The 12,728-nt window shown below is 72.5% G+C and carries 11 protein-coding genes and 1 pseudogene; 3 read left to right on the top strand and 9 right to left on the bottom strand.

Annotation, left to right across the window (positions count from 1 at the left end; translation table 11 throughout):
- Positions 1 to 2: 2 nt before the first annotated feature.
- The 7 genes and pseudogenes from MUN76_RS15605 to MUN76_RS04625 all read right to left on the bottom strand — a co-directional run.
- A pseudogene (locus tag MUN76_RS15605) lies at positions 3 to 134 on the bottom strand (type IV toxin-antitoxin system AbiEi family antitoxin domain-containing protein); the annotation flags it as partial.
- A gap of 264 nt (positions 135 to 398) precedes the next feature.
- The gene (locus MUN76_RS04650) at positions 399 to 1,811 is read right to left on the bottom strand and encodes an aldehyde dehydrogenase family protein (RefSeq protein WP_244687577.1); all 1,413 of its coding nucleotides are present in this window, start codon (positions 1,809 to 1,811) and stop codon (positions 399 to 401) included.
- A 125-nt stretch (positions 1,812 to 1,936) separates the two neighbouring features.
- The gene (locus tag MUN76_RS04645) at positions 1,937 to 3,139 is read right to left on the bottom strand and encodes a multidrug effflux MFS transporter (protein ID WP_244687575.1); all 1,203 of its coding nucleotides are present in this window, start codon (positions 3,137 to 3,139) and stop codon (positions 1,937 to 1,939) included.
- Complete coding sequence (locus tag MUN76_RS04640; RefSeq protein WP_244687573.1) at positions 3,136 to 4,173, bottom strand: alpha/beta hydrolase; 1,038 nt, start codon at positions 4,171 to 4,173, stop codon at positions 3,136 to 3,138. Before MUN76_RS04640 ends, MUN76_RS04645 begins: the two co-directional genes overlap by 4 nt.
- On the bottom strand, positions 4,170 to 5,195 hold the full coding sequence (locus MUN76_RS04635) for an alpha/beta hydrolase fold domain-containing protein (protein WP_244687572.1): 1,026 nt from the start codon (positions 5,193 to 5,195) through the stop codon (positions 4,170 to 4,172). The genes MUN76_RS04640 and MUN76_RS04635 overlap by 4 nt, the downstream gene beginning before the upstream one ends.
- Position 5,196: 1 nt before the next feature.
- Positions 5,197 to 6,162, bottom strand: a complete 966-nt coding sequence (locus MUN76_RS04630) for an aldo/keto reductase (protein WP_244687570.1) — start codon at positions 6,160 to 6,162, stop codon at positions 5,197 to 5,199.
- A complete protein-coding gene (locus MUN76_RS04625) occupies positions 6,159 to 7,304 on the bottom strand; it encodes a zinc-binding dehydrogenase (protein ID WP_244687568.1) in 1,146 nt (381 codons plus the stop codon). Before MUN76_RS04625 ends, MUN76_RS04630 begins: the two co-directional genes overlap by 4 nt.
- 127 nt (positions 7,305 to 7,431) lie before the next feature.
- Between MUN76_RS04625 and MUN76_RS04620 the strand changes: the two genes are divergently transcribed.
- Positions 7,432 to 8,874, top strand: coding sequence for an amidohydrolase (locus MUN76_RS04620; RefSeq protein WP_244687566.1), 1,443 nt, complete (start codon positions 7,432 to 7,434; stop codon positions 8,872 to 8,874).
- Between the two features lie 11 nt (positions 8,875 to 8,885).
- On the opposite strand, the gene MUN76_RS04615 is transcribed toward MUN76_RS04620, so the two are convergent.
- Complete coding sequence (locus tag MUN76_RS04615) at positions 8,886 to 9,884, bottom strand: aldo/keto reductase (RefSeq protein WP_244687564.1); 999 nt, start codon at positions 9,882 to 9,884, stop codon at positions 8,886 to 8,888.
- Between the two features lie 127 nt (positions 9,885 to 10,011).
- Between MUN76_RS04615 and MUN76_RS04610 the strand changes: the two genes are divergently transcribed.
- Positions 10,012 to 10,758, top strand: a complete 747-nt coding sequence (locus MUN76_RS04610) for an SDR family NAD(P)-dependent oxidoreductase (RefSeq protein WP_244687563.1) — start codon at positions 10,012 to 10,014, stop codon at positions 10,756 to 10,758.
- 31 nt (positions 10,759 to 10,789) lie between these two features.
- Here MUN76_RS04610 and MUN76_RS04605 read toward each other — a convergent pair whose 3' ends face one another.
- Complete coding sequence (locus tag MUN76_RS04605) at positions 10,790 to 11,572, bottom strand: alpha/beta fold hydrolase (protein WP_244687561.1); 783 nt, start codon at positions 11,570 to 11,572, stop codon at positions 10,790 to 10,792.
- A gap of 163 nt (positions 11,573 to 11,735) precedes the next feature.
- On the opposite strand from MUN76_RS04605, the gene MUN76_RS04600 reads away from it, so the two are divergent.
- Entirely contained in the window at positions 11,736 to 12,710 is a 975-nt protein-coding gene (locus MUN76_RS04600) for a methyltransferase family protein (RefSeq protein ID WP_244687559.1), read from the top strand.
- Positions 12,711 to 12,728: the final 18 nt, after the last annotated feature.

Here is a 12,728-nt window from a genome sequence, read left to right as displayed (position 1 = left end):
AGGCCGCGATGGACTCGAACGAGTTTCCCGTGCTCCACGGCGGTTGCGAGTGCCCGCGCGGACCAGCCCGCGTCTCGGAGTTGCGCTGCCGACCGCAGCGCAAGGTCGAAGCCCCCTGGCCCCTGCGAAAACACGGTGTTCGTCGGGGGAAGGACAGGTCTCGATTGCACGATCCCAGTCTCGCCGTCCGACCGTATCCCCGGGCCCCGGAGCGATGAGGGGTGGAGAGAAGCTGCTGAACCACACCATCGCGTCGGCCTGTGGAGGACGCTCCGACGCCGAGAGCAACGCTGACTGCGCGGCTGAGCGGATACGCTCCGCCCGAACGGACACGGAAGCAATGGTGTGCATCGTGTCCTCTCGGGCGGAACGTATCCGCTCGCCCCGACCCCCAGCGCCTAGCCGCTGACCACCTGCGGCTCGGCCACCGCCTTCAGGCCCTCGACGCCGAACTCGCGCCCGTAGCCCGACTGCTTCGCGCCGCCGAACGGGATCATCGGGTGCAGCCCGCCGTGCGAGTTGATCCACACGGTGCCCGCCTGCAGACGCGGCACGATCTCCAGCGCCTTCGCGCGATCCGACGACCACACGGACGCCCCGAGCCCGACCTCGAGCTCGTTGGCCAGGCGGATCACATCGTCGATGTCGCTGTAGCGGATGATCGGCAGCGCCGGGCCGAACTGCTCCTCGAGCACCAGGTCGTTGTGGGCGTCGATGTCCGCGATGAGCGTCGTGGGGTAGAAGTTGCCCACGGCCTCGTGATCCGGGTTGCCGCCGAGCACGACGCGCGCACCCGAGGCCTTCGCCGACTCGACGAGCCGGTCGACCAGCTCGTACTGCGCGCGATTCTGCAGCGGGCCGAGCACGTTCTGCTCGTCGAGGCCCACGCCCATCGGCACGTTCTTCGCGAACTCGGCGAGGTGCTCGACGACCGCGTCGTAGACGGAGTCGTGGACGTACAGGCGCTTGAGGGCGGCGCAGGTCTGCCCGGTGTTGATGAAGGCACCCCAGAACAGGCCTTCCGCGATCGCCGCCGGATCGACGTCGGGCAGCACGATCCCGGCGTCGTTGCCGCCGAGCTCGAGAGTGAGACGGGTGACGTTGTTGGCCGATGCCTCGATGATGCGCTTGCCCACCGGCGTGGAGCCGGTGAACATGATCTTGCCGACCTTCGGGCTGCGGGTGAGCGCGTCGCCGACGGTGCTGCCGGGCCCGGAGACGATGTTGAGGACCCCCTCGGGGAGCACCTGGTTCATCACCGTCACGAGCGCGAGCACCGAGAGGGTGGTCGTCTCGGCGGGCTTGATCACGACGGTGTTGCCCATGCGCAGCGACGGCGCGATCTGCCAGATCGAGATCATCATCGGCCAGTTCCAGGGCGAGATCGCCCCGACCACGCCGAGCGGTCGGTAGTGCATCTCCGCGTAGCCGGACTCGTCGTCGACGAGCACCTCGACGGGGAGGGGGGTGTCGGCCGCGGAGCGGGTCCACACGGACGAGCCGCCCACCTCGAAGCGTGCGTTCGGGCCGTTCAGCGGCTTGCCCTGCTCGCGCGACAGGAGCTCGGCGAGCGCCTCGGCGGAGGCGTCGATCGCGTCGGCCGCGCGGTGCAGATACGCCTTGCGCTCGTCGTCGCTGAGCGCCGCCCATGCCGGCTGCGCGGCCGTGGCCTGGTCGAGTGCGACCTCGAGCGCGGCCACGTCCTCGAGGGGGGCGGTGCCGATGAGCGCACCGGTTGCGGGATCGAACACCTCCCGCGTCTCTCCGCTGGTCGGCGTGATGGCAGCGAGCAGGCTGTCGTAGGTAAGCATGGGTCCTCCGCTTCGAGTCCGAATGGGTCCCCTCCACACTATGGGCGCGCGGCCGGGGAAACTTGTCCTGCGATGAAGCCCGATTGACGATTCGAGCACAGCTGGATCAGGCGGCGATCCCGCGCTCAGGCGGCGCGCTTCCGCACGGCGAGGATCCCGATGCCCGCGGCCACGACGGCGCCGACCGCAATGCTGCACGCCATGGTGGCGGCCGAGGTGCCCGCCGTCGCCGACACGAGCGGTGCCGCCACCGCCCCGGCCGTGAACATGGCCATGCCGAGCAGCGCCGAAGCCGTGCCCGCGCGCGACCCGTGCCCGCCGAGGGCGAGCGTCGTCCCGTTCGGCCCGCCGAGCCCCGCCGCTCCGAGGTACAGGGCGAGGAGCACGATCACCACCGTGCTCGGTGCCCCGGCGAGCGTCGCCACCAGCAGCGCGATCGCCGCAGCCGCGCCCGCGACCTGCCCGGTCAGGTACATCCGCAGGGTGCCGAGGCGGGGCACCCACAGGCGGCTGAGCTGCGCGCCGCCGAGCTGCGCCAGCGCGTTGACCGCGAACACGACGCTGAAGAGCTGGGGGGACAGCCCGAACTCGCCCTGCAGCACGAAGCTCGACATCGAGAGGTAGGAGAAGAACGCCACCCCGCCCAGGCACGCCGCCGCCATCAGCGCCACGAAGAGCGGGTCGCGCAGGATCTCCGCGAGGTGCCCGCGCGTCGTGCGGAGCACGCCGCCCGAGTGCCGCCCCTCGGTGAGCGTCTCGCGAAGCCCGACCTGGGCGACCGCCACCAGTACGGCGCCCACTCCGGCGAGCACCAGGAAGATCCCGCGCCAGTCCATGACTCGCGCGAGCTGCCCGCCGATGACGGGCGCGATGATCGGCGTGAGCGAGGTCACGAGCGCGAGCAGCGAGAGCATCCGCGACAGTGCGACCCCGTGGAACAGATCCCGCGCGACGGCCATGCTGATGACCACCCCGGCCGACCCCGCGAGCCCCTGCAGAAAGCGTGCGACGAGCAGCACCTCGATCGTCGGCGCGACCGCGCATACCGCGGACAGGACCGCGAACAGCACCACCCCGGTCACGAGCGGCCGCTTGCGGCCGTAGCGATCGGAGAGCGGGCCGGCGATGAGCTGGCCGAGCCCGAGCCCGATCATGCACACCGACATCGTGGCCTGCGCGAGCGCGTCGGACGTGCCGAGCGTGCGCGCGAGCTGCGGCAGCTGCGGCAGGTAGAGATCCATCGACAGCGGGCCGAACGCCTCGAGCGCCCCCAGCACGAGCGTGATGCGGAGCATGCCCATCGGGCGCCCGCGCGCGCCCCGGCTCATCGGGTCAGGATCCTGCGCCACCAGCTCTCGCGGGCCTCGATGGCGGCGCGCGACACGACGGCGTCGGGGGAGAATCCGCTGAAGCCGTGGTAACCGCCCGACCAGACGTGCAGCTCGGCCTCCCCGCCCGCCGCCCAGATGCGCGAGGCGAAGTCGATCGTCTCGTCGCGGAAGATCTCGGCGGAGCCGACCTCGAGGAACGCCGGCGGAAGCCCCGACAGATCGGTCGCCCGCGCGGGCGCGTGGTACGGGTGCACCGCGTCCGTGCCGCGCTCGCCGCCGAGGGCCGCGTCCCACCCGGTGTCGTTGTTGTTGCGATCCCAGGCGCCGAGTCCGTCGTACTGCCAGCTCGACACGGTGCGGTTGCGGTCGTCGATCATGGGGGTGTTGACGAGCTGGCCCACGAGCGCCGGGCCGCCGCGATCCCGCGCCATCAGTGCGACGGCGGCCGCGAGCCCGCCGCCGGCCGAGGCACCCGACACCACCAGCCGCTCGGGATCGATGCCGTGCTCCGCGCCGTGCGCCGCCATCCAGCGCAGCACTGCGTAGCAGTCCTCGGCGGCCGCGGGGGCGGGGTGCTCCGGGGCCAGGCGGTACTCGACCGCGACGCCCACGGTGCCGTGGCGCTCGGCGAGGTCGATCAGCTCGGCCGTCGCGAAGTGCCGGGTGCCGAGTACGTAGCCTCCGCCGTGGATGCCGAGCACGCCGGGCCGGAGCGCGGGCCGACGTGCGGTGCTCGCCCCCGGGGCCGGTCGCACGATCGTGACCGCGATGTCGGGAGCGCCGGGCGGGCCCGGCACGATCCGCTCCTCCCACGTCACGGCGCGGCCCGAGACCTGCGCCGACATCGGGGGTGTGAGGCCCGCGAAGTGCGCCCGGTTCTCGAGGATCGTGTGCCGACGGAGCGGGATCCCCTCGACGAGTGCGACGAACGCGTCGAGGCCCACGACCAGCTGCGGGTCGTACGGTACGGGCCGGGGTCGGGACGGCGGCTCGGCGGCCCGGTACGGCTGGGCCGGGTTCGACCCGCTCATCGCCCGACCTCCTCAGCACCCGGGCGGCGCAGGATCCGGGTGAGCCAGGAATCCCGGCTCGCGAGCGCCGCCCTCGTCAGCTCGCTCTCGGGCGCGACCATGTCGAAGCCGTGGCAGCCGCCCGACCACACGTGCAACTCGGCCTCGCCGCCGACGGCCCAGATGCGGCGCGCGTAGTCCACGTCCTCATCGCGGAAGGCCTCGGCGGAACCGACCTCGAGGAACGCCGGCGGGAGACCCGCGAGATCCGTCGCGCGGCTCGGCGCCGCGTACGCCGGGGCATCGGGCGACAGGGCGAGTGCGTCCCCGAGCACCGAGCGCCACGCGAGCAGGTTCGCCTCGCGCTGCCAGGTCCCGATCCCGTCGTACTGCCACGAGGAGACCGTCGTGTTGGTGTTGTCGATCATCGGGCACAGCAGCAGCTGCCCCGCGATCCGAGGGCCGCCGCGATCCCGCGCCATGAGCGCGACGGCCGCGGCGAATCCGCCGCCCGCGCTCCCGCCCATCACGATGAGCCGGGCAGGATCGCCGCCGAGCTCCGCGGCGTGCGCGGCCGCCCAGACCGTCGCCGCGTAGGTGTCCTCGACGCCCGCGGGATACGGATCCTCCGGGGCGAGTCGGTACTCGACGTTCACGCCGATGACCCGGTGCCGCACGACCAGGTCGACGACGCGGCCGTGCTCCCACGAGCGGTGGCCGACGATCATGCCGCCGCCGTGGAAGTTGACGAGGACCGGCAGTGGCGCAGGCCCCGGGTCGAGCGGGGCGAACACGGTCACCTCGAGGTCGGGGGCGCCCGCCGGGCCCGGGATCCGGAGCTCGGTGGCGGAGACTCCGGCGGTCGCGGCCCATGAGGCACCGTCGGGGAACGCGGGGGCGGGGGGTCCCGACGGCGTTCCCACCGCCGTCGACCGCAGCGAAGCGAGCACGTCGGCCGTCAGCGGCGGCTGGGATGCCGCGGCCTCGAGCGCCGGCAGCATCTCGGGGTCGAAGGGCACGGGGGTGCGTCGGTGCTCGAGCACGTCAGGGTCCTTCCGGGTCGACGAGGCCGCGGTCCGCCCAGAACGGCGCGACGCGGTCGCGGATGGTGTCGGCGCCGACCCGCTCGAGCAGCTCGAGGCTCGCGAGGTTGGCCTCGAGCTGCGCCACGCTCGATGCCCCGAACAGTGTGTTGGCGGTGGCCGGGTGCGTCAGCGAGAAGGCGATCGCGAGCTGGGCCGGGCTGGCCTCGAGCTCCGCCGCGAGTGCGACGAACGCGGGGACGTCGTCGATGATCCGCTGCCGGATCCCCCCGGGATCCCGTCCGACCTCGCGCTCCGTGCGCTGCTTGCCGGCGAGATAGCCGCCCTCGAGCACGTCGGAGGCCTGCATGGAGAGGCCGCGGCGCCAGAGCTCGGCGAAGGGCTCGCCGTCCGGGATCGACCGGCGGGACACGTTGTACTTGAGCTGGGCGATGTCGGGCCCGGGGAGGCCGTCCTCGGCGGCCAGGTCGAGCAGGGCCCGCACGTTCGCGGCCGACCAGTTGTTGACCCCCCAGGCGCGGATCAGCCCCGCCTCCCGCAGTGCGCCGAGATCCTGGACGAGGTCGCGCAGCGCAACGTCGTCGCGCCGCAGGTCGCCGAGGATCACGAGGTCCGCGTGCTCGGTGCCGACGCGGATGAGCGCGCGCTCGAGCTGCGGCCGGAACCCGGCACGCGGATCCCACCCCTCCAGCCAGAGCTTCTCCGACAGCAGGAAGTCGTCGCGCGACAGCCCCGCCGCCCGCACGATGGCCGAGAACAGCACGTCGGTGAAGGCGGGCGGCCCGCCCGGGACGCCGTAGACGCCGACGTCGAAGAGCGTGATGCCCCGGTCGACGGCCATGCGGACGAGCTCGACCGCGTCTTCGAAGTGCATGCGGTCGTAGATGTGCCAGGAGCCGAGGGCGAAGACTGACGCCTCCAGCTCGCTCTGGCCGATGCGGCGGCGCGGCACGGGGACGGTGCTCATGCGGACTCCTTCGAGGCGGTGAGTCGGGGATCGATGACGGCCTTGACCTCGCCGAGTCGATGCATGGTCGCGATGCGCGCACCGGCCTCCTCGAGGCCGCAGGGCGCCGAGAAGAGGTCGTCCCAGGGGAAGCGCGCCGCGAAGCTGCGGAAGAACTCGATCGAGCGGGCGTAGTCGGACACGTCGCCGTTGAGGGATCCGACGACCGTGAGTTCCTTGCCCATGATCGCCGAGAGGGGGATCGGATCGCTGGTCGGGCCCGTCGAGCCGACGATTGTGACGGTGCCGCGCTGCGCCGCCATCGCGATCGCTTCGGGCCCGACACTCGGGGCCCCGGCGAAGTCGAGCACGAGGTCGGCGCCGCGGCCACCGGTGAGCTCGTGCACTCGGGCGATCGTCGCCTCCGAGCCGCCGGCGATGTCGATCGTGTCGGTCGCGCCGAAGCGACCGGCGAGGGTGAGTCGCGAAGCGGGGGCGCCCACGGTGATGACCCGGGCCGCGCCGGAGATGCTCGCGACGGCGGTGGCGAAGAGGCCGAGCGCGCCCGATCCCTGCACGACGACGGTCGATCCAGGGCGAACTCCGCCCGCGCGGTCGAAGGCCCGCAGCACCGTCTTCGCGGCGCACCCCGCGGCCGAGGCCCAGGTGTCGGGCACGTCGTCCGGCAGGCGGAGCTTCTGCGCGCCGGGGGTGACGTAGGCGACCTCCGCGAGCCCCGCGGTGGCGTAGGGCGGCACGTCGGAGCGCTGCAGGAACCCGTACCCGCGGTTCGCGCAGGCGACCGGCTGGCGGAGCACCGTGCAGCCGTAGCACGCCCCGCACACCGACTCCGACCAGCCGAGGCGATCGCCCACGCGGATCGGCTCCCCGAGCGCGTCGACGGGACCGCCGCCGCCCGTGGCGCCGGCACCCACCGCGATCACCTCGCCCACCATCTCGTGCCCGAGCACCATCGGCAGCATGCCGGGGAACGTCATCCGGCCCGACCAGATCTCGATGTCGGTGCCGCACAGGGTCGCGCAGGTGATGCGCACGAGCACGGCTCCGGGTTCGAGCTCGCGGGGGAGCGGCAGCTCCTGCAGCTCCAGCGGTTCGCCGTGCCGGGTCAGCACCGCCGCGCGGGTGGATGTGGGGATCGTCATCGACTGCTCCATTCCAGTGGCTTCCGGCACGGCGTCGTTGCTCGCGGGCCGGTCTTGTGGTTTTATTCTACATACGTTGACTGAAAAGGGAAACGGCCGTCGCCGATCCCGCTGCCGGAGGAGCACCATGCCCGCAACCGACCCCGTCCCCACTCCCGTCCCCGCCGATCTGGTGCTGCGCAACGGCGTCGTCCGCGTGCTCGACGCCGCTGGCACGCGGGCCGAAGCGGTCGCGGTCAGCGGGAATCGAATCGTCGCCGTCGGCTCCGACGCCGAGGTCTCGCGCTGGATCGGGCCGCCGACCCGGGTCGTCGAGCTCGACGGTCGAGCGGTGCTGCCCGGGATCAATGACTCGCACCTGCATGCCGCGTGGCTCGGGGCACGCTGGCCCCACACGTTCTTCGGAGGCGGGTCCGAGGGCGCCCCGGCGCCCGGGGCGCTCGTCTCGACGCGCGCGGAGCGGCGCGCGGCCATCCTCCGCGCCGGTCGTCTGCTCATCGAGGCGGGGATCACGAGCTACACCGAGCCGGGCCTCGGGCCGGGCGAGGATGCGGGTGAGACCGGCTGCTTCCACAGTGAAGTGCTCGACGTGTACCGGGAGCTCGCCGCCGAGGGGGCGCTGCTGCAGCGGGTCACGGCCCTCGCGCTCTACGGGGTGCTCGACGGACCGAGCGACGTGGCGACCGTACTCGCGGGGATCCGGAGCCACGTCGCCGCGCCGCCCGAGTCGCACCCCGAGTGGCTGCAGGTGCCCGGCATCAAGATCTTCGGCGACCTCATCCCGCTCTCGCGCCAGGCCTGGACGAGCCGCCCGTACGACGACGGGACCCACGGGGACCTGCTCGTCGAGGGCGAGACGCTCGAGCGCAAGGCCGCCGACCTCGCCGCGATGATTCGCGCCGCGCACGCGGCTGGACTGCAGGTCGGGGTGCACGCCACCGGCGACCGCACGATTCAGCTCGCGATCGACACGATTGCCGACGCGGCGGCCGAGCCCGGTGCTCGCACGGCCGCCGAGCTCGCCCACACCATCATTCACGGCGACCTCGCGACCGCCGCGCAGATCGCCGAGCTGCGCGCGCAGGGGATGTGGCTGAACGCGCAGTCCGGGATCGCGGCGCACACCTCCGACTGGCTCGCCGGTGTCATGGGGGCGGACACCGCGGCGGATGCGTGGCGCTACAGCGATGCGCTCGACGCCGGGGTGCTCGTGCTGTCGTCGGACGCGCCGGTGCTCGGATTCGACTGGCGGCGCGGGATCGCGGACGCGGAGGCCCGCATCGTGGCCTCGGGCGGGTCGAGCGATGCCGCGGCGTGCGCGACGCGGATGCTCGGCCTCCTGCGCGCCTACACCGCGCTGCCCGCTGCGCAGGATCGTGCGGACGCCTGGAAGGGGACGGTCGAGGTGGGCAAGGTCGCCGATCTCGTCGTGCTGGAGCTCGATCCGTTTGCGGTCGGCGCTGCGGAACTGCCCGGGGTCGAGATCGACGCGACGGTGCTCGACGGCCGGGTGGTCTACGAGCGGGCCGGTGCGGCCCCTGATCGCACGGGCCACCCGGAACTCGCATAGCCCTCTGGGCGCTACAGCTCGGGCGCCCACACCCCGTCCGCGCGCACGTCGCGGTCGAGCCAGAACTCGGCCGTGCACGCGCGGAGACGCTCCGCACCCACGCGCTCGAGCACCTCGAGCGCGCCGAGGTTGTCGATGAGCTGCGCCGCGCTGGATGCCCCGAACAGCACGTTCGCGGTCGCGGGGTTCGCGAGGCAGAAGGCGATCCCGAGCTGCGCGGGGGTGGCGCCGAGCTCCGCGGCGACCTCGTGCACCCGCGGCACCGCCGCGACGATGCGCTCGCGGATCCCGCCGACGTCGGCCCCGATCTTGCGCGACGGCGCGAGCTCTCCCACGAGCATGCCGCCCTCGAACACGTCCGAGGCCTGCAGGGCGAGGGTGCCGTCGCGGAACCAGCGGCCGTAGTACGACCCCTCGGCCATGCTGCGCCGCACGAGGCCGTACTTCAGCTGGGCGAAGCTCGGAGGGGTGAGTCCCTCGGCGGCGGCCACGTCGAGCGCACGCTGCAGGGCGGAGGCGGGCCAGTTGTTCACCCCCCAGCTCGCGAAGGCTCCCGCCTCGATCTGCCGCTGTACGTCGTGCACCACACGGGCGACGTCGAGCTCGCCCATGAAATCGCCGACGACAACCGTGTCGAACGAGCCGCCGCTCTCCCCGAGTCGATCGAGCGAGACGCGCATCTGCTCGGCGAAGCCCGTCTCGGGGTACTCCCAGAGCCACAGCTTGCCGCAGAGTTGATAGGCGGTCCGCGGCAGTCCGAGCTCCCGCACGGTCTCGCCGAACAGGAGATCCGTCCGGGACGCCTCGGCGTGCGGTCCCATGTTGTAGTAAGCGACGTCGAAGAATCCGGCTCCCGCGTCCACCGCGCCCTGCATGAGCTCCGCGCGCTGCTCCCGCGACATCCGGTCCCAGATGTTCCAGGACCCGAGGGCGAACACCGGCGCCTCCGGGCCCCCGGGGCCGAGGCGTTGAGTGGGAACGGGTGCGGGGTGGGGATCGGCGTGGCTCACGAAGGCTCCTCTGCGACGGTCACCCACGAGGGGACGCGGGTGGGATGACTTTTATTTTCTACGTACGTATAATATCAATGAATCGCGTATCCGGCACCCGCTGAACGCTCGACGCACAGGAGCTGTCATGACTGCACCCCGCACCATCCTCATCACCGGCGGCGCCGGCGGCATCGGCCTCGGCATCGCGCGAGCGTTCGTCGCCGCGGGCGACCGTGTGGTGCTCGCCGATCGTGACGGCACCGCTGCCCAGGCCGCCGCCGCGGGCCTCGGGAGCACGGCTCGCGCGCTCGCGCTCGACATCACCGACGAGACCGCGGTCGCGACGGCGTTCGATGCGCTCGCGGCGGACGGGGGTGTCGACGTGCTGGTGAACAACGCCGGGATCCTCTCGGTGCACGGCGCGGTCGTCGACCTCGACGCGTCTGCGTACCGTTCGATCCTCGACGTCAACGTGGTCGGTACGTTCGCCGTCACCCAGGCCTTCGCCCGACACCGGATCGCACTCGGGAACGGCGGCGGGACCATCGTGAATCTCTCCTCCATCGGTGGACGCCAGCCGACCCCGGGCATGGGGGCCTACGAGTCGAGCAAGGCGGCGGTGGATTCGATCACCCGCTGGGCGGCCATCGAACTCGCGCAGCACGGGATCAGGGTGAACGCCGTCGCCCCGGGTCCGGTCCTCACGCCGATGCTGCAGGCAGGCCTGCCCGAGGGTTCCGACGCACGCACGGCCTGGTCGAGTCGGATCCCGCTGGGCGACCTGGCCGAGGTCGACGACATCGCCCACGCGGTGGTGTTCCTCGCCGGCGCCGGGGCGCGGCACATTACCGGTGTGAGCCTCGCCGTCGACGGCGGGCAGCTGCTGACCTAGGCAGGCTGGCCCGCCGTGTGCTCGCGGCGGATCAGTCCGCGAGGAACTCGATCGCGGCGATGCGGAACTCGACGCTGTCCAGGGCGCCCCGGTGGTCGCCGGGCACTCGGGTGACGGATCCGCGCGGCATGGCCGCGGCGAGGTCCTCCACGCCCGTGGTCATGCCGTCGCCGAGCCCCGCGACGAAGAGGGTCGGGATCGACGGCCCGCCCTCGGTGGGACGGAACGGCTCCGCGGCGAGACCGCCGATGAGGCGCGCGAGCGAGTCAGTGTCGCGACCCGGCGCGGAGATCATGCCCGCCATCATGCCGACGAGCGGGGTGTGCGGCGTCGCGCCGTCGAGCACGGCGGCGAGGTGATCGAGGTCGATGGCGCCGAAGGGTTCGACGGGGCTCAGGCCGCCCAGGACGAGGCGGCGGACGCGCGCGGAGGCCGCCGGGAGCTCCCACGCGAGACGCGCGCCGAGCGAGTAGGCGATGACGTCGAACTGGGTGGTGTCGTCGGCCGTGCCGTCGCCCATGCCGTCGGTCGTGCCCGCCCTCGCGTGCTCGGGGATGACCCGATCGACCGCCTCGAGGATCGCACGCACGACCGCCGAGGTGCGGGCGTCCTCGGCGGTCTCGATCGCCGGGCTCCGACCGTGGCCCGGGAGGTCGATCGCGATGATGTCGCGGCCCGCGGCGGCGAGCGACGCTCCCCAGCCCGTGCTGAGGAATTCCTCGTCGGCGCTGGAGCCGAAGCCGTGCAGGAGCACGATCGGGGGTGCCGTGCGCGCGGGTGCCGGGGCGCGGTGGTATTGGACGGAGAGGGGCATGCGAGGGTCCTTTCATCGTGCGGGGTGGTGCTACCTTCTCACGCTGGACTTTATTTGTCTACGCTTGTAGAGTTTCCCGTGACGGCGACCGCGTCTCGGTCCCGTCTCCATCGACACCGCCGTCCCGCGACGCCCGGACGGCTCGACCCTGAGGACGCACGCCATGACCGCAACCCCCGAACGCATCGTCGACATCGCCATCGGATTCATGGGGGCGAAGCAGCTCCAGTCCGCGAGCCGCATCGGCCTGTTCACCGCACTCGCGGACGGCCCGCGCACGGCCGCGGAGCTCGCCGCGGCGACCAGCCGCGCGGAGCGCCAGGTCCGCACACTCGCCGACGCCATGAACGCGCTGGGGCTCCTGGATCGCGAGAACGGCCGGTACGCGCTCGTCGAAGACTCGGCCGCGTATCTCGCCGGGTCCGGCGACGTCGATCTCACCCCGTTCCTCGCGTTCCTCGGCGACATCAGCTACCCGCAGTGGCTCGGCTACGGGCGCACCGTCGACACCGACGAGGCCGGGACGCTCGACCTCGACGAGGCCGGCTGGGCGGACTTCCTCGACGGTGTCATGACCTACAACGCCCTGCACGCGGAGCAGTTCGGTCGCGCGTTCGACTTCTCCGCCTACCGCTCCGCGCTCGACTTCGGCGGGCTCGCGGCGGGCTTCTCGCTCGCGGCGATGGCGCAGAACGACCGGCTCACCACTCGCTACGTCTACGCGCCGGGCTTCACGGAGTCGATCGCCGAGGCGGCGCGCGCGGCCGGGGTCGAGGATCGGATCACGGTGGAGGAGGCCGACACGGAATCGGCAACTCCCGGGGGCGATCACGACCTGGTGCTCCTCACCCACGTGCTGCACCGCTTCGACGAGGCGCAGAACCGCGCGATCCTCCGCGCCGCGCGCGACGCGGCGGCACCCGGCGCCACTCTGCTGCTGCTCGACTTCTTCCTCGACGCGGAGCCCACGCAGCGGGCGATTGACGCCCTGCACGCGGGGGAGTACTTCAACATCGACGGCACGGTCGTGTACCCCGTCGATCAGGTCGAGTCCTGGCTCGCGGAGACCGGGTGGCAGAGTGATCGGCTCGTGGCGCTGCCGGGCAGCCCGCGCGTGCTCGTCGCGACCGCGATCTGATCCGGGGCCGAGTCCGAC

The organism is Leucobacter rhizosphaerae (genome assembly GCF_022919175.1).
In the GTDB taxonomy this organism is placed as follows: domain Bacteria; phylum Actinomycetota; class Actinomycetes; order Actinomycetales; family Microbacteriaceae; genus Leucobacter; species Leucobacter rhizosphaerae.
Note: the sequence above shows the minus strand (reverse complement) of the source record. Positions and strands in the feature narration are given on the sequence as shown.